The organism is Pseudomonas shirazensis, from assembly GCF_050496565.1.
GTDB classification, from domain to species: domain Bacteria; phylum Pseudomonadota; class Gammaproteobacteria; order Pseudomonadales; family Pseudomonadaceae; genus Aquipseudomonas; species Aquipseudomonas shirazensis_A.
Window position 1 is genome coordinate 59,901 of the sequence record NZ_JBNWAE010000006.1, and the last position, 25,705, is coordinate 85,605.

Consider the following 25,705-nt stretch of genomic DNA (forward strand, 5'->3'; position numbering starts at 1 on the left):
CCTAGCCGGGCGTTTTTATTCCCGGACGAAAATTACGTTTTTTCAATAGGTTGAACATGAATTCTGATACTCCACTTCAGCTGCTTGGCGGTTTGACTGCTCGCGAATTCCTGCGCGACTACTGGCAGAAGAAGCCATTGCTGGTGCGCCAGGCGTTCACCGACTTCGAAAGCCCGATCGACCCTGACGAGCTGGCTGGCCTGGCCCTGGAAGAGGAAGTCGAATCGCGCCTGGTCCTTGAACACGGCGAACGCCCGTGGGAGCTGCGTCGCGGCCCGTTCACCGAGGACGACTTCGCCACCCTGCCAGAGCGCGACTGGACCCTGCTGGTGCAAGCGGTCGATCAGTTCGTGCCGGAAGTGGCCGAACTGCTGGAAAGCTTCCGCTTCCTGCCAAGCTGGCGCATCGACGATGTGATGATCAGCTATGCCGCACCTGGCGGCAGCGTTGGCCCGCATTTCGACAACTACGACGTGTTCCTGCTGCAGGGCCACGGCACCCGCAACTGGAAAGTCGGCCAGATGTGCGACAGCGACAGCAAGCTGCTCGAGCACGCCGACCTGCGCATCCTGGCTGACTTCGAGCAGACCGACGAGTGGCGCCTGGAGCCGGGTGACATGCTCTACCTGCCGCCACGCCTGGCCCACTTCGGCGTTGCCGAAGACAACTGCCTGACCTACTCGGTCGGCTTCCGTGCGCCAAGCGCCGCTGAAGTGCTGACCCACTTCACCGACTTCCTCAGCCAGTTCCTGCCGGACGAAGAGCGTTACAGCGACGCCGACGCCCAGCCAGTCAGCGACCCGCACCAGATCCAGCACGACGCCCTCGATCGCCTCAAGGCGCTGCTGGCCGAGCACATGGGTGACGAGCGCCTGCTGCTGACCTGGTTCGGCCAGTTCATGACCGAGCCACGCTACCCTGAGCAGGTCGCCGGCGAGCCGCTCAAGGAAGAAGAGCTGATCGACAGTCTGGAGCAAGGCGCTATTCTTATCCGTAACCCAAGCGCGCGTCTGGCCTGGTCGGAAGTCGATGACAACCTGCTGCTGTTCGCCAGCGGCCAGAGCCGTCTGCTCTCGGGGCACCTGCGCGATTTGCTGAAAATGATCTGCGCCGCCGATGCGCTGCACATCGAAAACCTGGGCCAGTGGCTCAAGGATGAAGAAGGTCTGACCCTGGTCTGCCAGCTGGTCGAACAAGGAAGTCTGGGTTTTGCCAATGAATAGAATCAGCGTTCGGCTTGCCGATTGGATCAAGGACAACAGTGACATCCGCCGCATCCGCGATGCGGTGTTCGTTGCCGAGCAGCACATCCCGCCTGAGCTGGAATTTGACGCCGAAGACCCCCAGGCCGTGCATTTCCTGGCTCTTGAGGGTGACTACCCGATCGGCACCGCGCGCCTGCTGGCCGACGGCACCATCGGCCGCATCTCGGTGCTCAAGGACTGGCGCGGGCTGAAGGTGGGCGACGCGCTGATGCATGCGGTGATCGCCGAAGCCCAGGCCCGCGACCTCAAGCAACAGACCTTGAGCGCCCAGGTGCATGCCACGCCGTTCTACGAGCGGCTGGGCTTCAAGGTGGTCAGCGAGGAGTTCCTCGAGGCCGGCATCCCCCATGTGGAGATGGTGCGCGAGTCCTGCGACCTCGTCTGAGCAACATCAGGGCCGGTTAACCGGCCCTGTTTCGCAGCGGGCTGCAATGGCCCGCTGTGTGCTCTGCAACATTGCCTCACCAGCAAGCTGTATATACATACAGATAAAACTTGCCTGACGGCGCGTCTTTGTCCATCCTGACGCTCATCGTCTGCCCATGAAGCGTTCTCGGCCATGCGCCTGTTTCTCTGCGAAAAACCCTCCCAGGCCAAAGATATCGCCAAAGTGCTCGGCGCCACCCGCCGCGGCGACGGCTGCTTTCAAGGCACTGACGTCTGTGTGACCTGGTGCATCGGCCACCTGCTTGAAACCGCCCCGCCCGACAGCTACGACGCCCGCTACAAGCGCTGGAGCCTGGACGACCTGCCGATCATCCCGGGCCAGTGGAAGATGCTGGTAAAGCCGAAAACCGCCAGCCAGTTCAAGGCAGTCAAACGTCTGCTGGGCGAAGCGCGCGAACTGGTCATCGCCACCGACGCCGACCGCGAAGGCGAGATGATCGCCCGTGAGCTGGTCGAGCACTGCCGGTACCGCGGCCCGATCCAGCGTCTGTGGCTGTCGGCGCTGGACGATGCCTCGATTCGCAAGGCGCTGGCCAAGCTGCTGCCCGGCAGCGAGACCTTCAGCCTGTACCATTCAGCCCTGGGTCGTTCGCGTGCCGACTGGCTGATCGGCATGAACATGAGCCGGCTGTTCACCCTGCTCGGGCGTCAATCCGGTTATCAAGGCGTGTTGCCAGTCGGCCGCGTACAAACCCCGACCCTGCGCCTGGTGGTAGACCGCGACCGCAGCATCGCCGACTTTGTACCGGTGCCGTTCTGGGCCATCGACGTGCAGCTGGAGCATGCCGGCAGCCTGTTCAACGCCCAGTGGCGAGCACCTGAAGATGCCTGCGATGACCAGGCCCGTTGCCTCAACCAGAGCCTGGCCCAGCAAGCCGCCGCCGATATGGCTACGGCTGGCAGTGCGCAGGTCAGCAAGCTGGTCACCGAGCGCATGCGCGAAGCCGCACCGCTGCCGTTCGACCTGGGCACCCTGCAGGAAATCTGCTCGAAGAAGTTCGGCTACGGCGCTCAGGAAACCCTCGACATCGCCCAGGCGCTGTACGAAACCCACAAACTGATCACCTACCCGCGCAGCGACTGCGGCTTTCTGCCAATGAGCCAGCATGCCGAGGCGTCGGCCATTCTCGCTGCATTGCAGCGCGCCGATGCCAGCCTGGCGCCGCTGCAAGCGCACCTGCAGGCACAACGCCGCTCGCGCGCCTGGAACGACGCCAAGGTCAGCGCCCACCACGGCATCATCCCCACCGCTGCCGCCAGCGACCCGGCGCGCCTGCCGCCGAAATACAAGGCCGTTTACACCCTGATCCGCGCGCGTTACCTGGCGCAGTTTCTGCCCAACCATGAATACGACCGCACCCAGGCTGATTTCGACTGCGCCGGCCACGCTCTGCGCGCCGTCGGCAAGCAGATCGTCGAAGCCGGCTGGCGCCGCGCGCTGCCAGAGGCGCTGACCCCGGCCAAAGGCCGTGAAGCGCCGCCGGCGCAGGTGCTGCCAGCTTTGCAGCAAGGCCAGGCCTGCGCAGTGCGCAATGTCCAGCTCAAGGACCTGTGGACCCAGCCGCCCAAGCCCTTCACCGAAGGCGACCTGATCAAGGCGATGAAAAACGTCGCCAAGCTGGTGGACGACCCCAAGCTCAAGCAAAAGCTCAAGGAAACCACCGGCATCGGCACCGAGGCCACCCGCGCCAGCATCATCCAGGGCCTGCTCGACCGCGGTTATCTGGTCAAGAACGGCAAGGCCCTGGCCGCCACCCCGGCCGCGTTCAGCCTGATTGACGCCGTGCCTCGGGCAATTGCCGACCCGGGCACCACGGCGATCTGGGAGCAGGCCCTGGACATGGTTCAAAGCGGCGAAATGACCCTCGAGGAATTCGTTGCCCGCCAATCGGCCTGGATGGGCAAGCTGGTCGAGCGCTGCAGCGGCATGCGCATGACCATCAACGGCCCGCTGGTGCCCGCCGGTGGCAATAAGGCGCCCTGGAGCAAGAAGCGCCGCGCGGGCACCAAGGCCAAAGCGGCCGACGGCAAAGCCAAGACGGCCAAGCCGCGGGTAGCCAGACGCAAGGCCGCGACCTGACCCGCTGGAGTTGCTGCGCAGCCCCGTGGCTGGCGAAAATCGCGCCAGCTGCTAGATTTTTCAGGCTGAATCACAGCGCCGTCTAGAGCTCGCAATGACCCCCACTACCCTGCTGGATGAAGTCCGCGCGTTTCGCAGCCAACACCCCGAAGTGCGCTACGTCGACCTGATCAGCCTGGACATCCCCGGGCATTTCTACGGTAAACGCTACCCCATCGACATGCTCGAAAAGCTCGCCGCCGGCAGCCCGTTGAAGCTGCCGCAGAACTGCGTGCTGCTCGGCGCCCAGGGTGGCTTGTTCCCGATTGGCGATTACTGCTTCAACGATGGCGACCCGGATGCACTGCGCCGGCTGATCCCCGGTACGCTCAAGCCGGTCAGCTGGGAAAACCAGCCACTCGGGCAGATGCTGATCAGCTCCGACGGCACCGACGCGCCCATCGAGTTCGAGCCGCGCGAGGTGCTCGCCCGGGTGCTGCAACGCCTGCAGGCCCGAGGCATTCGCCCGGTGGTGGCGTTCGAGCTGGAGTTCTACCTGTTCGACCGCGCGCTGCAGGACGGCCTGCCGCAGTTTCCCCGCGACCCGCTCAGTGGCGATCGCGATGACCAGCCCAACCTGCATATCGAACGCCTGTCGCGCTTCTCCGAAGTGCTGCACGACATGGTCGAAACCGCCAATGCCCAAGGCGTCGATGCCAACGTCATCACTGCTGAACTCGGCCCGGGCCAGTTCGAGATCAACTTCGGCCACTGTGACGACGGCCTGCGCGCCGCCGACTGGGCCGCCCTGTTCTGCCGCAGCAGCCGCGGTGTGGCGCGCAAGCACGGCCTGCGCGCCAGCTTCATGAGCAAGCCCTACCTGCAGGCGCCCGGCAGTGGCATGCACGTGCATGTGAGCCTGTACGACAGCAGCGGCAACAATGTGCTCGCCGCCGACCAGCAGCGGCCGTTGCGCCACGCGGTGGCCGGGTGCCTGGAACTGCTGCCGCAGTGCATGCCGATCTTTGCCGGCAACCACAATGCGTTTCGCCGCTATGGCGCCATGGTCAACGCCGCCAGCCGCGCCAGCTGGGGCTTTGAAGACCGCGACGCGTGCATTCGCATTCCCGAGTCCGACTCACGCAACCTGCGCATCGAGCACCGCCTGGCCGGCGCCGACGCCAATCCGTACCTGGTGCTGGCGGCAATACTCTGCGGCATGGAGCAAGGCCTGGCGGCCCGGCAAGAACCGATTGCCCCGCTCAATGATGATCGCGCCAGCGGCATCGACTTTCCCAAGGACATGCTTAGCGCGGTGGCCGCGATGCAAGCGCATCCTGCGGTCAGTGCCGGGCTCGGTGAGGAGTTTGTGAAGGTGTACTGCGAAAACAAGCGCCAGGACCACCTGGCCTTCATGGATGAGGTCAGCGCGCGCGAATATCACTGGTTCCTGTAGCGGGCGGCAAAACCGCCTCGATACTGGCCACACTCGGCGGTGGCGTTTACCATGGCAGCCTTTGGCGCGGCCTTTTGCCGCGCACTGCCGCTAAGCCTGAATCCTCATGCCTTTCGAACTCTCCGTTGAACCGCTGACGCTGCTGATCCTGACTCTGGTTGCCTTTGTTGCCGGCTTTATCGACGCCATTGCAGGCGGCGGTGGTCTGTTGACTACCCCTGCGCTGTTGACCGCGGGCATGCCGCCGCATCTGGTGCTGGGCACCAACAAACTCAGCTCGACCTTCGGCTCGGCAACCGCCGGCTTCACCTACTACCGACGCAAGCTGTTCCACCCGGCGCAGTGGCGCCCAGCCCTGTTCGGCACGCTGGTAGGTGCCCTGCTCGGCGCGGTGATCGCCCATTACCTGCCGGCGGAATGGCTGAACAAGATGCTCCCGGTGGTGGTGTTTGCCTGCGGCATCTACCTGTTGTTCGGCGGCACGCCCAAGGCACCGCTGGACGCCGATGCGCCGATCAAGAAGACGTGGCAGTTGCCTCAGGGCTTTACCCTAGGCCTCTACGACGGCGTCGCCGGGCCGGGCACCGGCGCGTTCTGGACGGTGAGCACGCTGCTGCTGTATCCGATCGATCTGGTCCGCGCCAGTGGTGTGGCGCGGAGCATGAACTTCGTCAGCAACGCGGCGGCGCTGACGGTGTTCATCGCCTCCGGCCAGGTCGACTATATCGTGGGCCTGGCCATGGGTCTGGCGGTGATGGTCGGGGCGTTCTTTGGTGCACGCACGGCAATCAGCGGCGGCAGCAAGTTCATCCGCCCGGTATTCATCACCGTGGTCCTCGCGCTGACTGTGCGCCTAGCCTGGCAGCACTGGTTCGGCCAGGCCTAAGCGGCGGGCTACATACAGATCGATCAAGTGCCGGGCAATCGAACGCCCGGCCGGCAGTGGCGGCAGTGCATGCACGTTGAACCACTGCGCGTCCTCGATCTCGTCCGGCTGCATGACGATCTCGCCGCCAGCGTACTCGGCGTGAAAACCGAGCATCATCGAGTGCGGGAACGGCCAGCACTGGCTGCCGACGTACTGGATGTTCTTCACCTCTACCGCCACCTCTTCACGCACTTCACGCACCAGGCAGTCCTCGGCCGACTCGCCCGGCTCGGCAAAACCGGCCAGGGTGCTGTACACCCCAGTGACAAAGCGCGGTGAGCGCGCCAGCAGAATCTCATCGCCGCGGGTGACCAGCACGATCATGCTGGGCGAGATGCGCGGGTAGCTGCGCAGGTCGCAGCTGGCGCAGTGCATGGCCCGCTCCCAGTGGATCTGGGTCATGGCCTGGCCGCAGCTGCCGCAAAAGCGATGCTCACGCGCCCAGGTGCCGATCTGCGCCGCGTAGCCCAGCAGCTTGTAGATATCGAAGTCGCCTTCGAGCATGAACTGGCGCAGGCCGCGCCAGCCGCAACCGCTAACCTCGGCGGCGCTGCGCAGCTCCAGGAGGAACACCGGCTCACCGTCGAAGTGACCGATGCCGTGCTCGCAGAGGATGTCCAGGTCCTGGCGCTTGAGCCATTCGCGCGAGAACAACACGCCGTTATCGTCCAGCAGAAACCCGTCCGGGCCGCGGGCCACGGCCAGCCCTCCGGCGACATTGGGATCGAGTACTGCGCTAGTCCAGCGTGCTGACATGGTGGGCTTTCCTTCAAGCGCGTCCACCGCCTCGGTCAGTCGGCGAACGTCGGTTTCTGTTTGCTCATGTGAGCCGCAACGGCGACCCGCAAGTCTTCGGACTGCAGCATGGCGGCGTTCCAGGTCGCAATGTACTCAAGGCCATCGGCGATACTGTGCTCGCGCATGTAATTGAGCATCTGCTTGCTGCCGGCCACGGCAATGGGGGATTTTCCCGCAATTTCACGGGCAATGGCAAAGACTCCGTCGAGCAGCGCCGCGTGATCGGGGTAAACCCGGTTGACCAGGCCGATCTGGCGCGCCTCGTCCGCCTCGACATGGCGCCCGGTGTAGGCCATTTCGCGCATCACACCATCACCAATGATCCGCGGCAGGCGCTGCAGGGTGCCGACGTCGGCGGCCATGCCCATGTCGATTTCCTTGATCGAGAACTGCGCGTCGCTGCTGCAGTAGCGCATGTCGCAGGCCGAGATCAGGTCGATGGCGCCGCCCAGGCAGTAACCCTGGATCGCTGCCAGCACGGGTTTGCGGCAGTTGTCGACGGCGGTGAACGACGCCTGCATGTTGAGGATGGTCTTGCGCAGCAGGCGCGCATTGCGGCCGACGTCCTTGCCCAGCTGGTTGGCCAGCGAGGTCAGCATCATCAAGTCGATACCTGACGAGAAGTGTTTGCCGGCGCCGCTGATGACCACTGCGCGGACCGCATCGGTGTCATCGATCCACTGGAATATCTCGATGATTTCCTGCCAGAACGCCGCGTTCATCGCGTTGATCTTGTCCGGGCGGTTGATCTGTACGTGAGCGATGTTGTCGCTCAGTTCGACTGTAAACGCGGTGTAGTCGGTCATCGGCGGCACTCCGGTGGCACAGGGGGTCTGCGCCGGACTATAGCGCACCCTCATGGCGGTACTTGTGCCAAAAGCGGGACTGCTGCCCTTGCGCAGTGAGCGTGCTTTGCGGCACCGTGCGCGACTGCAGAATCATAAGGATACAAATTCATGGAACGCTCCCTGCCGGGCACCCTCGCCCATTCGTTTCTTGGCCAGGCGCCGCGCTGGTACAAGGCGGTCATCTGCCTGTTCCTGCTGCTCAACCCGCTGGTGCTGGCCACTCTGGGCCCGGTAGCGACGGGCTGGCTGCTGGTGATCCAGTTCATCTTCACCTTAGGCATGGCACTCAAGTGCTACCCGCTGATGCCAGGCGGACTGCTGCTGATCGAGGCGTTGCTGCTCAAGCTGACCACCGCCCAGGCGCTGTACGACGAACTGCTGCACAACTTCCCGGTGATTCTGCTGCTGATGTTCATGGTCGCCGGCATTCACTTCATGAAGGAGCTGCTGCTGTTCCTGTTCTCGAAGATCCTGCTCGGGGTACACAGCAAAACCGTGCTGGCGCTGCTGTTCTGCGTACTGTCGGCGTTCCTCTCGGCGTTTCTCGATGCACTGACGGTGACGGCCGTGATCATCAGTGCGGCGGTGGGTTTTTATGCGGTCTATCACCGGGTCGCTTCAGGGGCCAATCCGCGTGAAGACTCAGAGCTTGGCAGCGACCAGCAGGTCGCCCAACTGCACCGCGAAGACCTCGACCAGTTCCGCACCTTTCTGCGTAGCCTGCTCATGCACGGCGCCGTCGGCACCGCGTTGGGCGGCGTCTGCACGCTGGTCGGCGAGCCGCAGAACCTGCTGATCGGGCATGAGCTGGGCTGGCACTTCGCTGACTTCTTCTTCAAGGTCGCGCCGGTGTCGCTGCCGGTACTCGGTGCCGGTCTGCTGACCTGTGTCGCGCTGGAAAAGCTGCGCCTGTTCGGCTACGGCAGCCTGATGCCGACGCGCGTGCGCCAGGTGCTGGCCGCCCACGCGGCCGAGGACGATGCCGCACGTACGCCGGCCCAGCGCCTGGCACTGTGGGTGCAAGGGCTGGCGGCGCTGCTGTTGATTGTCTGCCTGGGCCTGCACATTGCCGAAGTCGGCTTGATCGGCCTGATGGTGATCGTGCTGATCACAGCCTTCACCGGCATCACCGATGAGCACCGCCTGGGCCGTGCCTTCCAGGACGCCATGCCATTCACCGCGCTGCTGGTGGTGTTTTTTGCGGTGGTGGCGGTGATCCACCAGCAGCAGCTGTTCAGCCCGTTGATCGCAGCAGTGTTGGCCCTGCCGCCCGAGCAACAGCCGGGCATGCTCTATCTGGCCAACGGCTTGCTCTCGGCAATCAGCGATAACGTGTTCGTTGCCACCATCTACATCACCGAAGTGAAGCAGGCGTTCATCGACGGGCGCATGAGCCGCGAGCACTTCGAGACCCTGGCGGTAGCGATCAATACCGGTACCAACCTGCCCAGCGTGGCCACACCCAACGGCCAGGCAGCGTTTCTGTTCCTGCTGACCTCTGCAATCGCGCCGCTGGTGCGCCTGTCGTACGGGCGCATGGTGTGGATGGCGCTGCCCTATACCGTGGTCATGGGCGGCCTGGGCTGGTATGCGGTGACCTACTGGCTGTAACCGGCAGTGCTCAGGCGCTCTGCCGGCGCATGGCCAGGATCGCAGCGCCAAAGCCGATGAAGGTAGTGCCCACCACCCGGCTGACCCAGCGGGCGAACTGCGGCCGGGTCAGCACGCCTTTGGCCCGTGCTGCGAGGCTGGCGTAGACCGCCAGCGACAGCAGCGACAGCGCCATGAAGATCGCGGTCAGGATCAAGAACTGCGGCAGCAATGCCGCGCCCTGATCGATGAACTGCGGAAACAAGGCGGTGAAAAACATGGTCGCCTTGGGGTTGGTGGCTGCGGTCAGAAACGCCGACTTGTACAGCTTCAGCCGCGTCGGCCTGAGCACCTTTACCGGTGCCGCGCCCGCCTCTGCCAGCATCGGATTCTTCTTCAGCAGCTGCTTGCCGCCGAGATAGAACAGGTAGGCGGCACCGAGAATCTTCACCGCGTTGAACAGCACTTCCGAGCTGGCCAGCAGCGCGCCCAAGCCGAGCATCGCCGCAGCCGACAGGCAAAACAGCCCGCTGACATTGCCCAACGATGACCAGATCGCCGAACGTGCGCCGTACTGAATACTGTTGTTGATCGCCATCAACGAAGCCGGCCCGGGGCTGGCAATGGCGATCGCGGCGACCAGGGTGTAGGCAAGTAGCGAGTGGCTGTCCATGGCGTGTAACCCGATGAGAAAGTGAGATGCTGCAGCGTTTTGCTGTGCATTAGAGGTTCCGATGCTAAAGCACTCGCTCACCCGGCATAAGTTACAGATGCCCCTGAATCACGCCATACAGAGCCATCGCAGATTCATCCGGACCTAGCGTCTTGCACGCGAATCTTGCCGGCGAACACCCTGAAGCCGAGCGTATTGTAAGCCAGGGTGATCGGCGCAATGATGGCGAAGCCAACCAGCATGAACGTCTGGCTGATGGGTGAAGAAGCCGCCTCGGACAGGCTCAGGTCTGGCGGGATGATCAGCGGAAACAGCGCCAGCAGCATCAACCCAAATGCAACCGCCACCACGCCCAGTGCCATCACCAGCGGCAGCCAATGCCACCGGCTGCGCCAGGCCAGGTGATAGCCGAGCAGCAGCAGCGTCATGCTCACCAGCGCCGGCCCTGCGATCCACGGTTCGGACAAGCGCTGCCAGTAGCGCTGATCCATGTCCAGGGTGCAGACCAGCACTGCTGCCAGCAGGCTCAATGCCAACAGCGACAGATAGCGAGCCTGGCGCCGGCTGCGCTGGTGCAGATCGCCCTCGCTGCGCCAGTACAGCCAGCAAGCGCCCAGCCACAGATAACCGGCGACCAACGCCAGGCCACACAACAAAGGGAAGCTGCCCAGCCACTCCCAACCATCACCGCTGTACTGCCCGGCCTTGTGCGGCACGCCCTGCAGCAAGGTGCCCAGCGCAACTCCCTGGCACAGCGTGGCCAGCAGCGAGCCGCCCAGCAACAGCGCATCGGCCATGCCCTTGCGCGGTAGATGCTCGCGAAACTCGATTCCCACCGCACGCACCAGCAGCGCCATGAACATCAGCAAGAACGGCACATACAGCGCCGGCAGCAAAATCGCGTAGGCCAGCGGAAACAGCGCCAGCAAACCGCCCCCGCCGAGTACCAGCCAGGTTTCGTTGGCATCCCAGATCGGCAGAATCGACAACACCATGACCTGGCGCTGCTCAGGTCGCCGATTGATGCCCATCAGCATGCCCACACCCAGATCGGTGCCGTCGAGCATCACATAGGTCAGCAGCGCGAAGGCCAGTGCTCCAGCACTGAGCAAGGTCAAAGCATCCACGCCGAACATGCTCAGGTCTCCTCGCTCAAGGCCGGCGCCGGGCTGCGCTCGTCTGGCTCGGGTGGTTTGCCCAGCAGGCGCAGCAACAGCCATAGGCCCAGGCCAAATACCAGCGTGTACACCAACAGAATCGCCAGCGTGGCCCAGATCACTTTCGGCGCGGCCACCGGCGACAGGCTGTCAGCCGTGCGCAGCAGGCCATAGACCGTAAACGGCTGGCGGCCGACCTCGGTGACGATCCAGCCGCTGAGCATGGCGACAAAGCCCGCCGGCGCCAGCGCAACGCTCGTGCGTTGCAGCCAGCGGGCGTGCCACAACCGTTCGCGCCAGCGCAGCAGCAGGCTGGCGAAGCCCAACGCGGCCATCAACACGCCAAGGCCGACCATCACGCGGAAGGCGTAGAACACGATGGCCACTGGCGGTAAGTCGGCCCGCGGGAACTCGTTCAATGCACTGATGGTGCCGCTCAGGTCATGGGTCAGGTACAGCGAACCGAGGCGTGGAATCGCCACTTCGAAATGATTGCGCTGCTCGGCCATGTCAGGCACGGCGAACAGCCTTAGCGGCTCACCGGCACCTGCTGGCGGGCGGGTCCAGCTGCCTTCGATGGCAGCGACCTTGACCGGCTGCACCTGCAGCGTGTGCTGCCCGTGCAGGTCGCCAGCAATGATCTGCACCGGTGCCAGCAGCGCGATTGCCCACAGCGCCATCGAGTACTGCAGCCGAGCACGCGGATTGCCCGGCTGGCGCAGCAGATGCCAGCCCGCAGCGCCGGCGAGCATGGTCGCCGTGCCCAGCATTGCCGCCAGCAGCATGTGCGTCAGCCGATAAGGGAACGACGGGTTGAAGACGATCGCCCACCAGTCCTCGGCGAGAAAGCGGCCGTCGCTGGCCAGCGAAAAACCCGCGGGGGTGTGCATCCACGAGTTGGCCGAGATGATCCAGAAGGCACTGACGAGCGACCCCAGCGCCACCGCGCAGGTCGCCAGAAAATGCAGGCGCGGGCCGACCTTGTTCAGGCCGAACAGCATTACCCCGAGAAAGCCCGCCTCAAGAAAGAACGCCACCAGCACTTCATAGAACATCAGCGGGCCGATCACCTCGCCCGCCTTCACCGACAACACTGACCAGTTGAGGCCGAACTGATATTCCATCACCAGCCCCGACGCCGTGCCGACCGCGACGGTCAGGGCGAAGATCTTCAGCCAATAGCGGTACAGGTCGAGACAGTGCTGATTGCGCCGCCACAGCCACAGTGCCTCGAGCACCAGCAACCACTGCGCCAGGCCAATGCTGAAGGCGGCCAGCACGATGTGAAAGCTGATGGTGATCGCGAACTGCGCACGCGCCGCCAGCAACGCGGCGCCGGCGTCAGCGGCTTCAAACAATCTGCTCCCCCTGCGGCAGTGCGCGCTGCAGGTCCTGCGCCGAGGGCTGACCTGGATGCAGCGTCACCGGCACCGACTTGGCCGCCGGCACCTTGCTCCGTTCAGCGTGATGCCACAGCGGGATCAGCGCGTTGCACTCCGGGTAATAAGCCGCCGCGCAACCTGCCGGGATGTCGTAGGCGATGATCTGCATCGGCCCCACTTCGCGGCGCACTTCAGGCTCGACGGCGGTGCGCAGGTTGACCCAGTCGCCCGGGGCAAAACCCAGCCGAGTGACGTCGCTGCGGTTCATGAACACCACGCTGCGAGTGCCATGCACCCCGCGAAAGCGGTCGTCGTAGCCGTAGATGGTGGTGTTGAACTGGTCGTTGCTGCGCAGCGTCATCAACTGCAGTACATCACGCCGCTCAGGGCTGACGGACACGTCATCATCCTCATCCAGGCGCCCGGCCGTGACGAACTGCGCCTTGCCCGACTCGGTCTGCCACTTGCGCTCGCAGGCCGGCAGCGGCCGATGGAAACCGCCGCGCTGCCACATGCGCGTTTCCATGTCGTGAAAAATCTGCGGATACACCGCCGCGATCGCCTCGCGTATCAGCGCGTAGTCACGGCGCCAAGCCTGCCAGGGGATATTCGCCTGCCCCGCGGTCAGGGTCGCTTCGGCCAACCCGGCAATGATCGCTACTTCGGCGCGCAGGTGCTCGCTGGCCGGCTCAGCAGTGCCGCGCCAGCCATGCAGGCAGCCGGTGCTGTCTTCGGTGCTGTAGCTTTGCGCCACGCCGTCCTGGCGGTCGATCTCGATACGCCCCAGGCACGGCAGCAACCAGCCATCGCGCCCCGGCAGCAAGTGGGTGCGATTGAGCTTGGTGGCGACCTGCACATTCAGCTCAAGGTCGGCCCAGGCCGGCTCCATTCGCGAAGTGTCCGGGATGGCCCGCAGGAAGTTGCCCCCCAGGCCGATGAAGGCTTTCACGGAGCCGGCAAGAATGCCTTCGCAGGTGTCCACGGTAGCCAGGCCCATCTTCTCGGGCACCTTGAAGGCGAACAGCGCTTCGATCTTTTCTACCGGCACCTTGGCCGGGTCTTCAGTGATGCCGACCGTGCGCTGGCCCTGCACGTTGGAGTGGCCACGTACCGGGCACACCCCCGCGCCGGGCTTGCCGATGTTGCCGCGCAGCAGCAACAGGTTGACCAGCATCTGCACGTTGGCCACGCCATGGCGATGCTGGGTCATGCCCATGCCGAACACCAGCATCACCCGCTCACTGCGGGCATACACCGTGGCGGCGGCTTCCATCGCTGCGCGGGCCAGCCCCGAGCGCTGCTCGAGGGTAGCCCAGCTGTAGCTGTCGACCTGTTCGACGAAGCTGGCAAAACCCTCGGTATGTTCAGCGATGAAGGCATGATCGAGCACCGCCGGCCGGCCCTCGACATGCGCCACGCGGTCCATCTCCAGCAGCGTCTTGCTGATGCCAAGCACCGCCGCCAGATCACCGCCGATGGCCACCTGGTGATACTGGCTGCTGATCACGGTGGAGTCCGGGCCGAGCATCTCGCGCGGCGACTGCGGGTTGACGAAGCGCTCCAGGCCGCGCTCGCGCAGCGGGTTGAAGGTGATGATCGGCACCCCGCGCCTGCGTGCATGCTGCAGCGGGTGAAGCATGCGCGGGCTGTTGCTGCCGACGTTCTGGCCAAAGAAAAAGATGCAGTCGGTCTGCTCGAAGTCTTCCAGGGTAACGGTGCCGACCGGCACGCCAATGCTCTCCTGCAAGCCGACCGAGGTGCTCTCGTGGCACATGTTGGAGCTGTCTGGCAGGTTGTTGCTGCCGTAGGCGCGGGCAAACAGCTGGTACATGAACGAGGCTTCCAGCGACGCCCGCCCCGAGGCGTAGAACACCACTTGCTCGGGCAACAATCTGCGCAGGGTCTGGCCGATTTCACGGTGGGCTTGCTCCCAACTCACCGGCAGATAACGATCAGTGGCACGGTCGTAGCGCAGCGGCTCGGTCAGGCGCCCATGCTGCTCAAGGTCGTGGTCACTCCAGCTGCGCAGCTCGCTGAGGGTATGCCGAGCGAAGAACTCAGGCTCGGTGCGCAGCGCGGTCAGCTCCCAGGCGGTAGCTTTGGCGCCGTTTTCACAGAACTCCAGCGCGTGCGGATTGCCCGGCTTGGCCCAGGCGCAACTGACGCAGGCAAAGCCATCGGGCTTGTTCTGCTTGAACAGCGCTTTGGGTGACTTGGCCAGGGCCTGCTCACGCCAGAGGATGGTCATCACGGAGCGCGCCGACCCCCAACCTCCCGCCGCCGAGAGATAGGGCTTGAAGCGGGCGTGCGGATGAATGAGCGACGACATGGCGTGCCTCGGTTGGCTGGAGATATGTCTAGATATTACGAGGTGAACCTGAGCGCTAAAGTTCAGGACGGTTGCGCTATCTGGCAGCCCACGCTGCCGGTGTAGGAGCGGCCTTGTGTCGCGAAAGGCCAGCATAGCTGGCCCGGTGGCATCAGCGGCGAAGCTGAAAATTTGGGGCCGCTACGCGACCCTTTCGCGACACAAGGCCGCTCCTACACGGACGTGAGATATTTCGCGTCAAGCAGCCAGGCGCCCGCTGGCGATCGCCCCGAGGCCGCCAGCATGGCGCGCAACAACACCGCGCAACCTGCACCCAGATCTTCCGGCGTAGCGTTCTCGATTTAGCCCACCCTGCCGGTGTAGGAGCGGCCTTGTGTCGCGAAAGGCCAGCGAAGCTGGCCCGGCGGTATCAGCGGCGAAGCTGAGAATGTGGGGCCGCTATGCGACCCTTTCGCGACACAAGGCCGCTCCTACACGGACGTGAGATATTTCGCGTCAAGCAGCTAGGCGCCCGCTGGCAATCGCCTCCGAGGCCGCCAGCATGGCGCGCAACAACACCGCGCAACCTGCACCCAGATCTTCCGGCGTGGCGTTCTCGATTTCGTTATGGCTAATGCCGTTTTCGCACGGCACGAAGATCATCCCGGCCGGCCCGAGCTCGGCAAGAAAGATCGCGTCATGCCCTGCCCCGCTGACGATATCCATGTGCGACAGCCCCAGCGCACCAGCAGCACTGCGGACGGCCTCAACACAGGTCTTGTCGAAATACAGTGCAGGGAAGTCTGCAGTCGGCGTCAGCTCGAAACTCAGACCATGTTTGGCACAGGTCGCTTCGATCACCGTTTTGACTTCGGTGATCATCGCTTGCAGCTGATCGGCTTCAAGGTGACGGAAATCCAGGGTCATGCGCACTTCGCCGGGGATCACGTTGCGTGAACCGGGATACGCCTGCAGGCAGCCGACCGTCCCGCAGGCATGCGGTTGATGGCTGTGCGCGGTGCGGTTGACCGCTTCGACCACCGCCGCCGCGCCGACCAGAGCATCCTTGCGCAGGTGCATCGGCGTCGGCCCGGCATGCGCCTCAACCCCGCGCAGGGTCAGGTCGAACCACTTCTGGCCAAGCGCGCCGAGCACCACGCCAATGGTCTTGGCCTGATCCTCAAGGATAGGCCCCTGCTCGATATGCGCCTCGAAATACGCGCCCACCGGATGGCCGAGTACCGCGCGCGGGCCGGCGTAACCGATGGCGTTCAACGCCTCGCCAACGCTCACGCCTTGCGCATCGGTCTTGGCCAGCGTCTCTTCCAGGGTGAACTTGCCGGCGAAAACCCCGGACCCCATCATGCACGGCGCAAAGCGTGAGCCTTCTTCGTTGGTCCACACCACCACTTCCAGCGGTGCTTCGGTTTCCACGCCCAGGTCATTCAGGGTGCGGATCACCTCAAGCCCAGCCATGACGCCGAAGCAGCCGTCGAACTTGCCGCCAGTGGGTTGGGTGTCGATATGGCTGCCGGTCATTACCGGCGCCAGCGCGGGATTACGCCCGGGCCGACGGGCAAAGATATTGCCGACTGCGTCGATGCTGACGGTGCAGCCAGCGGCCTCGCACCACTGCACGAACAGGTCGCGGGCCTGGCGGTCGAGGTCGGTCAGGGCCAGCCGACAGACACCGCCCTTGGCCGTGGCGCCGAGGCGCGCCAGTTCCATCAATGATTGCCACAAGCGCTGGCTGTCGACGTGGCTGTGGCTGGATTGCAGGACATCCTTGGCAGGGGTCATGGGCATATCTCCTCAGGCAAATGCGTGGCTGCGTAGTTGTGCGTCTGGCTTCATGGCAACGGCTTGGCCAGGCGCACCGGGCTGCGTGCGGCCAGCGGGCCGAGCACGTAGTACAGCGCCGCACCCAGCAGGGAACCGGTGAACCAGCCGTAGTCGTAGAACCAGCTGAAGCTGCTGTTGCCGATCGACATCAGCGTCAGCGCCACTGGCAGGGCAAAGGCGACGAAACCGGCCCAGTTCCAGGCCGGATAGACGTCGTCGCGGTACAGCCCGGCCAGGTCCAGTTGCTGGCGGCGGATCAGGAAGTAGTCCACCACCATGATCCCGGCGATTGGCCCGAGCAGGCTCGAATAGCCCAACAGCCAGTTGGAATACACGCTCTCAAGGCTCAGGTCGGAAACGATCCAGCCCAGTTTCTTCAGCAGCTCATGGCCCATCAGCAGCAGGCCGATAACGCCGGTGAGCAGCACGGCGCGGGTGCGCCCGATCAGGCGCGGGGCGATGTTCTGGAAGTCGTTGGTTGGCGAGACGATGTTGGCCGCGGTGTTGGTCGACAAGGTAGCAATCACGATCAAGGCCATGGCCAGCGCGACCCAGCCTGGGCTCTGGATGCGGCCGATCAGGCTGACCGGATCAGAGATCGTTTCCCCCACCAGCGACGCCGAGGCCGCGGTCAGCACCACGCCCAGTGAAGCGAACAGGAACATGGTCAGCGGCAGGCCAAAGATCTGCCCGAGAATCTGGTCCTTCTGGCTCTTGGCGTAGCGGCTGAAGTCGGGGATGTTCAGCGACAAGGTCGCCCAGAAGCCGACCATCGCCGTTAATCCCGCGCAGAAATAACTGACCACGCTGGCGCCTTCCGGGCGTTTTGGCGGCTGCGCCAGGAGTTCGGTCATCGACATGTGCGGCAAGGCCCAGAACAGCAGGCCAAAACCGACCGCCACCAGCAGCGGCGCCGAGAGCGTCTCCAGCCACTTGATCGACTCTGCCCCGCGCAGCACCACCCACAGGTTGAGCACCCAGAAGATCATGAAGCCGATCACCTCGCCGGTGCCGGCCAGGGCTTTCCAGCCATCGAAGATCGAGCTGAGAAACAGGTGAATGGCCAGGCCGCCGAACATGGTCTGGATACCAAACCAGCCACAGGCAACCACCGCCCGGATCAGGCACGGCACGTTCGAGCCGATGATGCCGAAGGACGAACGCAGCAGCACCGGGAACGGGATGCCGTACTTGGTGCCGGGAAAGGCGTTGAGGGTCAGTGGGATCAGCACGATCAGGTTGGCCAGCAGGATTGCCAGCAGCGCCTCGCCCACACTCAGGCCGAAATACGCTGTGAGCACACCGCCGAGAGTGTAGGTCGGCACGCAGATGGACATGCCCACCCACAGCGCGGTGATGTGCCACTTGTTCCAGGTGCGTTGGTGCACCTTGGTCGGTGCCATGTCGTGGTTGTAGCGCGGGCTGTCGAGCACGTCGGCGCCCTCGGACAACTCGCACAAGCCGTCCTTTTCGATCACTTGCGATCTGCTCTGTTGCATGGGGCCTTCTCCAGGTTTTTCTAATTGTTTGCTCATCGGGCTAATGCGATGGCCGGAGTACCACCAGCAGTACTGCACCTGCGGCCCGGCCTGGCTGCGGGCGCACTCAATAAACGTGCCGAGTCGGCCAAGGCCTGTCTCGCTTGCCGCCGCCGGCCGCAGGTAACGTGCTGTTGTGCAAAGCATTCAAGTCAATGTTCGGTGTTGCCCTCAGTGGTGGCGGCGGGTGAACGTCAAAGCCATTCACGGCTGCGGGTTTCAAACTGGTGCAGGCAATTTATTTTCAGTCTGGCGTGCCTGTGTATCGCTGGATTTAAACATCTGATTTCGCATGAGAAATCTTGACCAAATTGGCATCTTGTCAAGTGCGTCAAAATGGTGAGCGGCCTCACCATTTTGGTGAATTTTGATTTTTATCTTTATAAATCAATATCTTAATAACGATATATGCTTATAAAAATATTTCTTGAACAATAGTAGATCAACAACTAGATTTCATTCTTGTCAGCTCTGACAGGATTGAAAATATCCTCCAGCTACTGGCAGCACGATAATTTCAAGAACCGGCCAAGACCGGTCAGCCTGCGAGGAAGACGGCATGTCCCTGATGATCCGTGGTGCCACCGTGGTCACCCACGAAGAGAGCTACCCCGCCGATGTCCTGTGTGTCGATGGCCGTATCCAGGCCATTGGGCAAGACCTCGATGTGCCCGCCGGCTGCGAGATCCTCGATGGCAGTGGCCAATACCTGATGCCTGGTGGCATCGACCCGCACACCCACATGCAGTTGCCGTTCATGGGCACCGTGGCCAGCGATGACTTTTTCACCGGCACCGCTGCCGGCCTGGCCGGCGGCACCACCTCGATCATCGACTTCGTCATCCCCAACCCGCAGCAGTCGCTACTCGAGGCTTTTCATACCTGGCGCGGCTGGGCCGAGAAGTCGGCCAGTGACTATGGCTTTCACGTCGCCATCACCTGGTGGAGCGAACAGGTTGCCGAAGAGATGGGCGAGTTGGTGGCCAAGCATGGGGTCAACAGCTTCAAGCACTTCATGGCCTACAAGAACGCGATCATGGCGGCCGACGACACCCTGGTCGCCAGCTTCGAGCGCTGCCTGCAACTGGGCGCGGTGCCGACCGTGCATGCCGAAAACGGCGAGCTGGTCTATCACCTTCAGCAAAAGCTGCTGGCCCAGGGCATGACCGGCCCCGAGGCACATCCGCTGTCCCGCCCGCCACAGGTGGAAGGTGAAGCCGCCAGCCGTGCCATCCGCATCGCCGAGACGCTGGGTACGCCGGTGTATCTGGTGCACGTCTCGACCCGCGAAGCACTCGACGAAATCACCTACGCCCGGGCCAAGGGCCAGCCGGTCTACGGTGAAGTGCTGCCCGGCCACCTGCTGATCGACGACAGCGTCTATCGCCACCCGGACTGGTCCACCGCCGCCGGCTATGTGATGAGCCCGCCGTTCCGCCCGCGCGAGCACCAGGAGGCGCTGTGGCGCGGCTTGCAGTCCGGCAACCTGCACACCACTGCGACCGATCACTGCTGCTTCTGCGCCGACCAGAAAGGCGCCGGGCGCAATGACTTCAGCCGCATCCCCAACGGCACCGCCGGCATCGAAGACCGCATGGCCGTGCTGTGGGACGCCGGCGTCAACAGCGGCCGGTTGTCGATGCACGAGTTTGTCGCGCTGACCTCGACCAACACCGCGAAGATCTTCAACCTGTTCCCGCGCAAGGGCGCCATCCGCGTTGGTGCCGACGCCGACCTGGTGCTGTGGGACCCGCAAGGCACACGGACGATTTCGGCCAAGACCCACCATCAACGGGTCGATTTCAATATCTTCGAAGGCCGCACCGTGCGCGGTATCCCCAGCCACACCATCAGCCAGGGCCGACTGGTCTGGGCCGACGGTGACCTGCGCGCCGAAGCGGGCGCTGGACGCTACCTGGAACGGCCTGCCTACCCCTCAGTGTTCGAAGTGCTCAGCCGTCGCGCCGAGCACCAGCGCCCGACGCCCGTCGAGCGCTGATTCAGCCTGCAAAGCGCACCGGCCCGGGAGAGGCCGGGCGCAGCCGTATTGCTGTTGTCTGCCATCAACCCAGACCGGCCAGGCGAGTAACCGCCGCCTGTACCGACAAAAAAAAGAGAGAGGCTCCAACCGTGATCGATGCCCTGAAGCACTTGCCGCACCCGCGTGCCGGCGCCGAACAACTGGCCGATAACTTCGGCGATCTCGCCCCACCCCTCACCGCCCGCCAGGCCGCCGTGGAAAGCGCCCGCTGCCTGTATTGCTTCGATGCCCCGTGCATCAACGCATGCCCAAGCGATATCGACATCCCCTCGTTCATCCATCGCATCAGCGACGACAACCTGCAGGGTGCGGCCGAGAAGATCCTCTCGGCCAATATCCTTGGCGGCAGCTGCGCGCGGGTCTGCCCGACCGAGATCCTTTGCCAGCAAGCCTGTGTGCGCAACAACGCCCAGGAATGCGCACCGGTCCTGATCGGCTTGCTGCAACGCTATGCAGTGGACAACGCCAATTTCAGCGAACACCCGTTCAAGCGCTCACCCGCCAGCGGCAAGCGTATTGCCGTGGTCGGCGCAGGCCCGGCCGGGCTGTCGTGCGCGCACCGGCTGGCCATGCATGGGCATGACGTGGTGATTTTCGAAGCGCAAGAAAAGGCCGGTGGCCTCAATGAATACGGCATCGCCCGCTACAAGCTGGTGGACGACTACGCCCAGCGCGAGGTCGACTTCCTGCTCGGCATCGGTGGCATCGAGATTCGTCATGGCCAACGCCTGGGCGCCAACCTCAGCCTGACCGACCTGCATCAGCAATACGATTCGGTGTTCCTCGGTGTAGGCCTGAATGCCGTGCGCCAGTTGGGGCTGGCGGATGAAGAGGCACCTGGCCTGCTCGCGGCCACCGAATACATCCGCGAACTACGTCAGGCGCAAGACCTGAGCGTGCTGCCACTGGCTGAGCGCTGCCTGGTGATCGGCGCCGGCAACACGGCCATCGACATGGCCGTGCAGATGAGCCGCCTCGGTGCCCGTGACGTCAACCTGGTGTATCGCCGCGGCCATGCCGACATGGGCGCCACCGAGCATGAACAGGATATCGCCAAGGCCAACCAGGTCCGCCTGCACACCTGGGCGCGCCCCGATGCGGTGTTGCTGGATGACGTGAGCCGCGTGCGTGGCATGCGCTTCATGCGTACCGAGATGGTCGACGGTCGCCTGCGCGACACCGGCGAAAGCTTCGAGCTGGCTGCCGATGCCATCTTCAAGGCCATCGGCCAATGCTTCGACGACGCCAGCCTGAGCGACCCACTGGCGGCGCAACTGGCCCGCGACGGCGAGCGCATTCGTGTCGATCAGTGCCTGCGCACCAGCCTGCCCGGCGTGTACGCCGGCGGTGACTGCACGGCGCTCGGCCAGGACCTCACCGTACAGGCAGTGCAACACGGCAAACTGGCCGCTGAAGCCATTCATGCCCAACTCATGCTCAATGTGGAGGCCGCATAAATGGCCGATCTGTCGATCGTATTCGCTGGCATCAAGGCGCCCAACCCGTTCTGGCTGGCCTCCGCACCACCTACCGACAAGGCCTACAACGTGGTCCGCGCGTTCGAGGCGGGCTGGGGCGGTGTGGTCTGGAAAACCCTTGGCGAAGACCCGGCCGCAGTCAATGTGTCGTCGCGCTACTCGGCGCACTTCGGCGCCAACCGGCTGGTACAGGGCATCAACAACATTGAGCTGATCACCGACCGTTCGCTAGAGATCAACCTGCGCGAGATCACCCAGGTGAAGAAGGACTGGCCGGATCGCGCGCTGATCGTTTCACTGATGGTGCCCTGTGAAGAGGAATCGTGGAAGTTCATCCTGCCGTTGGTCGAAGCCACTGGCGCCGACGGCATCGAGCTGAACTTCGGCTGCCCCCACGGCATGCCCGAGCGCGGCATGGGCGCGGCCGTCGGCCAGGTGCCCGAGTATGTCGAGCTGGTCACCCGCTGGTGCAAGACCTACTGTTCGCTGCCGGTGATCGTCAAGCTGACGCCGAACATCACCGACATCCGCCAGTCGGCCCGCGCTGCCCATCGCGGAGGCGCCGATGCGGTGTCGCTGATCAACACCATCAACTCGATCACCAGCGTCGATCTGGACCGCATGGTGGCCCACCCTATCGTCGGCGATCAGAGCACCCACGGCGGCTACTGCGGCTCGGCGGTCAAGCCGATCGCGCTGAATATGGTGGCGGAAATTGCCCGCGATCCGCAGACCCGCGGCTTGCCGATCTGCGGCATCGGTGGCATCGGCAACTGGCGTGATGCTGCCGAATTCATCGCTCTGGGCAGTGGCGCGGTGCAGGTGGGCACGGCGGCGATGCTGCATGGTTTTCGGATTGTCGAGGACATGAAAGACGGCTTGTCGCGCTGGATGGATCAGCATGGCCATCAAAGCCTGGAGGCGTTCCGCGGTCAGGCCGTGGGACACACGACCGACTGGAAGTACCTGGACATCAACTATCAGGTGATCGCCAAGATCGACCAGGATGCCTGCATCGGCTGTGGCCGTTGCCATATTGCCTGCGAAGACACCTCGCACCAGGCCATCGACAGTACGGTCAAGGCAGATGGCACGCACATCTACAGCGTGATCGATCAGGAGTGTGTGGGTTGCAACCTGTGCCAGATCACCTGCCCGGTCGAGAACTGCATCGAGATGGTCCCGCAGGACACCGGCAAGCCGTATCTGAACTGGACCCAGGACCCGCGCAACCCCTACCGCGAAGCCAGCTGAGGGCTGAACAGCGGCTATACAGTGCGCCGGGCCCGAGCCCGGCGCAGCTGTTTCAGGGCTCCAGACCGATCCCGCGCAGGATCACCCCGGTCACGGTCTGGATGGCGCGCTCAAAGGCCATGTCCGACAGCGGCTCACCGCCGTTGAGCAACGTCACCTGATAACCGAAGTCGGCGTAGTGCTGGGTTGCGGCCCAGATCATGTACAGCAGCGCCGACGGCTCGACCGGCAGAATTCGCTGTTCTTCGACCCAGCGACGGATCTTGGTCTCCTTCAACTGCGCCCACGGCACCAGGCTTTCGTCCAGGCTTGTGCCCAGCAGCGGCGCGCCGTGGAGCATCTCTTCAGCCCAGATCTTGGAGCCCAGCGAGCGCGAGCGCGAGTGGCTCATCTTGGCCCGGATATAACTGGTCAGTACCACCCGCGGGTCGTCGAAACGCTCGAAGCACAGGGCGTCCTGCTTCCACACTTCGAGCAGGTCCTGCAGCACGGCGCGGTACAGGTCGTCTTTGGTGTTGAAGTAGTAATGCAGGTTGGACCGCGGCAGCTCGGCCTGCTCGGCGATATCGCCCATCGACGTCGCGCCGAAGCCCTTCTCGGCGAAGACCTTTTCGGCAGCGTGGAGAATCTTTTCGACGTTACGGCGGCGGATCTCGATCTTGTGGTTGGCCATGGCCTGTCCAAAACGACTGAAACCCGTCAAGGCTAACAGTTTTGCCGGCGTTACTCACTCGGCAAGCGGCGCCCTGCGCTGCAAGCGTTGCAACAGGTAACGGCCAGCTGCCAGGGCCCAGACCAACAGCGCGATCACGCTGACGCTGAACAGCATGCCCGCGACGCCGCTCTGGCTGATCAGCTTGCCGGCGAAGAACGGGAAGCCGAAAACGCCGATGAAATACGCCAGGCTGAACAGCAGCAACGCCTGCGCGGTCAGGTGCGGCGGCGCTTCATTGGCGGCCAGGCCATTGATCACCGAGTAGTTCAGGCCATAGCCGATGCCCAGCACGCCGGCAACCAGCACATAGCTGAGGCTGTCATGCACCCAGCTGGCAAAGCCCAGCACGGCGATCAGCATCAGTGTGGTCAAGGCCAGCGAGGTCGGCAGCGGACTGCGTTTGACCACCCAACCGGCGATCAACAACCGGCAGGTAATGGCGGCGCCCATGAAGCCGATGAAAAACAGCGAGTAGTCTAGGCCAAGGCTTGCCGCGTAGCTGGTCTGAAAACTGCCCATACCGCCGAAGATAGCCCCACCCAGGCCGACCATCACGATCGACAACGCCGAGCGCGAGCGCAGCACCTCGGCCGCCGAGCGCAGGCTGATCTGTACCGGCTCGCTGGGGCGCTGCTGGGCGATGGCAGTGGCTGCGCCCAAGCGCCAGAAATAGCCACCGCCCAGCGCTGCGGTCAACGCGGCAGTGATGAAAGCCGCCTGCACCGGCAGCCCCGCCAACGCGGCCAGCTTGCCCACCAACGGGCCGCTGCCGATGCCGGCCAGCATGCTCCCGGACAACAGCGCAAAGCAGTGCGTGCGCCGCGCTGGCGCGACCATTGCCGCGACCATGATTGGCCCGACGGTGTAGAACACACCCCAGCCGATGCCAAGCAGCGCGCCGCAGGTCATCAGCATCAAACCCAGCCCCGGCGTCAGGGCAAAGCCCAAAGAAGCGAGCACAAGGCACAATGCGCCCAGCGCGATACAGCGGGCCGAGCCTAAACGCTGCAGCACATGGCCGGAAACCAGCACCGCGATCAGCGTACTGACCATGGCCACCGCAAATACCTGACCGGCATCGTGCTCGTTACCGCCGAACGAGCGCACCAGCAGCGACAGTAGAAAGGTCGCGCCATAGGCAATCGCCAGCAGGAAGCTGGCAAAGCAGAAAGTACCGAAACGAGGGGTAGCAGGTGAGTTCATCGGCACGATCCTTGGGCGACTGGGAGCTGATTTCTAACACGGTCCGAAGCTGGGTTAGGCATGCCAATGCCGGAGTTGAGTTAACCAGGATTGTATCTTTCAGCCTGGCTGTCCCAGCTCGCTACAGATCGCGGGCCATCAGCCACTGCTCCTTGTCCCAGGCCTCGAAACGCTCCAGCACGTGCCAGCCGCGCTTGGCGTAGTAAGCGCTCTGGTCGTGGGTGTGCAGATATAGGCGAAGGATACCCAGTGAGCTGGCGTGGGCGCAGATCGCTTCGATCAACTGCGCCGCCAGCCCCCTGCCGCGGGCTTCGGGTTCGACCAGTACACATGCCAGCCAAGGGCCGAGGTCTGCGCGCTCGGGCAGGTCAGCGGCTGCCAGGCAGGCGCCGCCGAGCAAGCGCCCCTGCTCAATCGCGACCAGGCATTTCCAGTCACCGTTACGCTGGCCCTCGGCGAATTCCGCTTGCCAGTCTGCCAGCGGCTGCGTTGCGTATTCGTAGCTGAATTGCTGGTGAAGCCGTTGCGCCATGTCGGCGCAGTGGTGCATGTGATGTTCGAGCCAGTGCAGCGAATGCATGAGCAAATCCTTTACAGGCAGATCCCTGAAGACCGCATTGGCCCGTGTAGGAGCGGCCTTGTGTCGCGAAAGGCCAGCGAAGCTGGCCCGGCGATGTTGTGGTGAGGTATAAATCGTGGGGCCGCTGCGCGACCCTTTCGCGA

General features: G+C 63.8%; 20 protein-coding genes. 9 read left to right on the forward strand and 11 right to left on the reverse strand.

The window, feature by feature from the left end:
• Positions 1-56: 56 nt before the first annotated feature.
• The 5 genes from ACQZ2L_RS10655 to ACQZ2L_RS10675 all read left to right on the forward strand — a co-directional run bounded on the left by ACQZ2L_RS10655 (position 57) and on the right by ACQZ2L_RS10675 (position 6,113).
• A complete protein-coding gene (locus ACQZ2L_RS10655) occupies positions 57-1,223 on the forward strand; it encodes a cupin domain-containing protein (protein WP_103437884.1) in 1,167 nt (388 codons plus the stop codon).
• Positions 1,216-1,650: a GNAT family N-acetyltransferase gene (locus ACQZ2L_RS10660; RefSeq protein ID WP_430326009.1), complete on the forward strand. Its 435-nt coding sequence runs from the start codon at positions 1,216-1,218 to the stop codon at positions 1,648-1,650. The genes ACQZ2L_RS10655 and ACQZ2L_RS10660 overlap by 8 nt, the downstream gene beginning before the upstream one ends.
• Positions 1,651-1,824: 174 nt before the next feature.
• Positions 1,825-3,792: a DNA topoisomerase III gene (locus tag ACQZ2L_RS10665; protein ID WP_430326010.1), complete on the forward strand. Its 1,968-nt coding sequence runs from the start codon at positions 1,825-1,827 to the stop codon at positions 3,790-3,792.
• 94 nt (positions 3,793-3,886) lie between these two features.
• The gene (locus ACQZ2L_RS10670) at positions 3,887-5,227 is read left to right on the forward strand and encodes a glutamine synthetase family protein (RefSeq protein ID WP_430326011.1); all 1,341 of its coding nucleotides are present in this window, start codon (positions 3,887-3,889) and stop codon (positions 5,225-5,227) included.
• Between the two features lie 106 nt (positions 5,228-5,333).
• The gene (locus ACQZ2L_RS10675; RefSeq protein WP_430326012.1) at positions 5,334-6,113 is read left to right on the forward strand and encodes a TSUP family transporter; all 780 of its coding nucleotides are present in this window, start codon (positions 5,334-5,336) and stop codon (positions 6,111-6,113) included.
• Here the strand turns inward: ACQZ2L_RS10675 and nudC are convergent.
• Positions 6,081-6,911, reverse strand: coding sequence for an NAD(+) diphosphatase (gene nudC, locus ACQZ2L_RS10680; protein ID WP_430326013.1), 831 nt, complete (start codon positions 6,909-6,911; stop codon positions 6,081-6,083). The two genes, ACQZ2L_RS10675 and nudC, sit on opposite strands and share 33 nt — an antisense overlap.
• A gap of 35 nt (positions 6,912-6,946) precedes the next feature.
• Positions 6,947-7,759: a crotonase/enoyl-CoA hydratase family protein gene (locus ACQZ2L_RS10685; RefSeq protein WP_430326014.1), complete on the reverse strand. Its 813-nt coding sequence runs from the start codon at positions 7,757-7,759 to the stop codon at positions 6,947-6,949.
• 150 nt (positions 7,760-7,909) lie between these two features.
• On the opposite strand from ACQZ2L_RS10685, the gene nhaB reads away from it, so the two are divergent.
• The gene (nhaB, locus tag ACQZ2L_RS10690) at positions 7,910-9,412 is read left to right on the forward strand and encodes a sodium/proton antiporter NhaB (protein WP_430326015.1); all 1,503 of its coding nucleotides are present in this window, start codon (positions 7,910-7,912) and stop codon (positions 9,410-9,412) included.
• Between the two features lie 10 nt (positions 9,413-9,422).
• On the opposite strand, the gene ACQZ2L_RS10695 is transcribed toward nhaB, so the two are convergent.
• The 6 genes from ACQZ2L_RS10695 to ACQZ2L_RS10720 form a co-directional block, all read right to left on the reverse strand.
• Positions 9,423-10,064 (reverse strand): LysE family translocator, encoded by a 642-nt coding sequence (locus ACQZ2L_RS10695; protein WP_430326016.1) that lies wholly within the window; start codon positions 10,062-10,064, stop codon positions 9,423-9,425.
• A 134-nt stretch (positions 10,065-10,198) separates the two neighbouring features.
• Positions 10,199-11,200: a cytochrome d ubiquinol oxidase subunit II gene (cydB, locus tag ACQZ2L_RS10700; protein WP_430326017.1), complete on the reverse strand. Its 1,002-nt coding sequence runs from the start codon at positions 11,198-11,200 to the stop codon at positions 10,199-10,201.
• 2 nt (positions 11,201-11,202) lie between these two features.
• The gene (locus tag ACQZ2L_RS10705) at positions 11,203-12,579 is read right to left on the reverse strand and encodes a cytochrome ubiquinol oxidase subunit I (RefSeq protein ID WP_430326018.1); all 1,377 of its coding nucleotides are present in this window, start codon (positions 12,577-12,579) and stop codon (positions 11,203-11,205) included.
• Positions 12,572-14,932 carry an FdhF/YdeP family oxidoreductase gene (locus ACQZ2L_RS10710; protein ID WP_430326019.1) on the reverse strand — a complete coding sequence of 787 codons (2,361 nt, stop codon included), beginning with the start codon at positions 14,930-14,932 and terminating at the stop codon, positions 12,572-12,574. The genes ACQZ2L_RS10705 and ACQZ2L_RS10710 overlap by 8 nt, the downstream gene beginning before the upstream one ends.
• Before the next feature lie 495 nt (positions 14,933-15,427).
• Entirely contained in the window at positions 15,428-16,711 is a 1,284-nt protein-coding gene (locus tag ACQZ2L_RS10715; RefSeq protein WP_430326020.1) for a Zn-dependent hydrolase, read from the reverse strand.
• 50 nt (positions 16,712-16,761) lie between these two features.
• The gene (locus ACQZ2L_RS10720; RefSeq protein WP_430326021.1) at positions 16,762-18,252 is read right to left on the reverse strand and encodes an NCS1 family nucleobase:cation symporter-1; all 1,491 of its coding nucleotides are present in this window, start codon (positions 18,250-18,252) and stop codon (positions 16,762-16,764) included.
• Positions 18,253-18,850: 598 nt separating this feature from the next.
• On the opposite strand from ACQZ2L_RS10720, the gene hydA reads away from it, so the two are divergent.
• The 3 genes from hydA (at position 18,851) to preA (ending at position 23,064) form a co-directional block, all read left to right on the forward strand.
• A complete protein-coding gene (gene hydA, locus ACQZ2L_RS10725; protein WP_430326022.1) occupies positions 18,851-20,290 on the forward strand; it encodes a dihydropyrimidinase in 1,440 nt (479 codons plus the stop codon).
• A gap of 131 nt (positions 20,291-20,421) precedes the next feature.
• Positions 20,422-21,789 carry an NAD(P)-dependent oxidoreductase gene (locus ACQZ2L_RS10730; RefSeq protein WP_430326023.1) on the forward strand — a complete coding sequence of 456 codons (1,368 nt, stop codon included), beginning with the start codon at positions 20,422-20,424 and terminating at the stop codon, positions 21,787-21,789.
• Positions 21,790-23,064, forward strand: coding sequence for an NAD-dependent dihydropyrimidine dehydrogenase subunit PreA (gene preA, locus ACQZ2L_RS10735; RefSeq protein ID WP_430326024.1), 1,275 nt, complete (start codon positions 21,790-21,792; stop codon positions 23,062-23,064).
• A 52-nt stretch (positions 23,065-23,116) separates the two neighbouring features.
• Here preA and ACQZ2L_RS10740 read toward each other — a convergent pair whose 3' ends face one another.
• The 3 genes from ACQZ2L_RS10740 to ACQZ2L_RS10750 all read right to left on the reverse strand — a co-directional run bounded on the left by ACQZ2L_RS10740 (position 23,117) and on the right by ACQZ2L_RS10750 (position 25,562).
• A complete protein-coding gene (locus ACQZ2L_RS10740; protein WP_430326025.1) occupies positions 23,117-23,737 on the reverse strand; it encodes a TetR/AcrR family transcriptional regulator in 621 nt (206 codons plus the stop codon).
• Between the two features lie 54 nt (positions 23,738-23,791).
• Entirely contained in the window at positions 23,792-24,982 is a 1,191-nt protein-coding gene (locus ACQZ2L_RS10745; RefSeq protein ID WP_430326026.1) for an MFS transporter, read from the reverse strand.
• A gap of 121 nt (positions 24,983-25,103) precedes the next feature.
• On the reverse strand, positions 25,104-25,562 hold the full coding sequence (locus ACQZ2L_RS10750; protein WP_430326027.1) for a GNAT family N-acetyltransferase: 459 nt from the start codon (positions 25,560-25,562) through the stop codon (positions 25,104-25,106).
• Positions 25,563-25,705: the final 143 nt, after the last annotated feature.

Coding starts and splice junctions, on each gene's coding strand:
- cydB (WP_430326017.1), bottom strand. CDS start 11,200: ATGTTCGGCGTGGATGCTTTGACCTTGCTCAGTGCTGGAGCACTGGCC.
- ACQZ2L_RS10740 (WP_430326025.1), bottom strand. CDS start 23,737: ATGGCCAACCACAAGATCGAGATCCGCCGCCGTAACGTCGAAAAGATT.
- ACQZ2L_RS10695 (WP_430326016.1), bottom strand. CDS start 10,064: ATGGACAGCCACTCGCTACTTGCCTACACCCTGGTCGCCGCGATCGCC.
- ACQZ2L_RS10745 (WP_430326026.1), bottom strand. CDS start 24,982: ATGAACTCACCTGCTACCCCTCGTTTCGGTACTTTCTGCTTTGCCAGC.
- hydA (WP_430326022.1), top strand. CDS start 18,851: ATGTCCCTGATGATCCGTGGTGCCACCGTGGTCACCCACGAAGAGAGC.
- ACQZ2L_RS10685 (WP_430326014.1), bottom strand. CDS start 7,759: ATGACCGACTACACCGCGTTTACAGTCGAACTGAGCGACAACATCGCT.
- ACQZ2L_RS10670 (WP_430326011.1), top strand. CDS start 3,887: ATGACCCCCACTACCCTGCTGGATGAAGTCCGCGCGTTTCGCAGCCAA.
- ACQZ2L_RS10675 (WP_430326012.1), top strand. CDS start 5,334: ATGCCTTTCGAACTCTCCGTTGAACCGCTGACGCTGCTGATCCTGACT.
- nhaB (WP_430326015.1), top strand. CDS start 7,910: ATGGAACGCTCCCTGCCGGGCACCCTCGCCCATTCGTTTCTTGGCCAG.
- preA (WP_430326024.1), top strand. CDS start 21,790: ATGGCCGATCTGTCGATCGTATTCGCTGGCATCAAGGCGCCCAACCCG.
- ACQZ2L_RS10665 (WP_430326010.1), top strand. CDS start 1,825: ATGCGCCTGTTTCTCTGCGAAAAACCCTCCCAGGCCAAAGATATCGCC.
- ACQZ2L_RS10715 (WP_430326020.1), bottom strand. CDS start 16,711: ATGACCCCTGCCAAGGATGTCCTGCAATCCAGCCACAGCCACGTCGAC.
- ACQZ2L_RS10720 (WP_430326021.1), bottom strand. CDS start 18,252: ATGCAACAGAGCAGATCGCAAGTGATCGAAAAGGACGGCTTGTGCGAG.
- nudC (WP_430326013.1), bottom strand. CDS start 6,911: ATGTCAGCACGCTGGACTAGCGCAGTACTCGATCCCAATGTCGCCGGA.
- ACQZ2L_RS10710 (WP_430326019.1), bottom strand. CDS start 14,932: ATGTCGTCGCTCATTCATCCGCACGCCCGCTTCAAGCCCTATCTCTCG.
- ACQZ2L_RS10655 (WP_103437884.1), top strand. CDS start 57: ATGAATTCTGATACTCCACTTCAGCTGCTTGGCGGTTTGACTGCTCGC.
- ACQZ2L_RS10750 (WP_430326027.1), bottom strand. CDS start 25,562: ATGCATTCGCTGCACTGGCTCGAACATCACATGCACCACTGCGCCGAC.
- ACQZ2L_RS10660 (WP_430326009.1), top strand. CDS start 1,216: ATGAATAGAATCAGCGTTCGGCTTGCCGATTGGATCAAGGACAACAGT.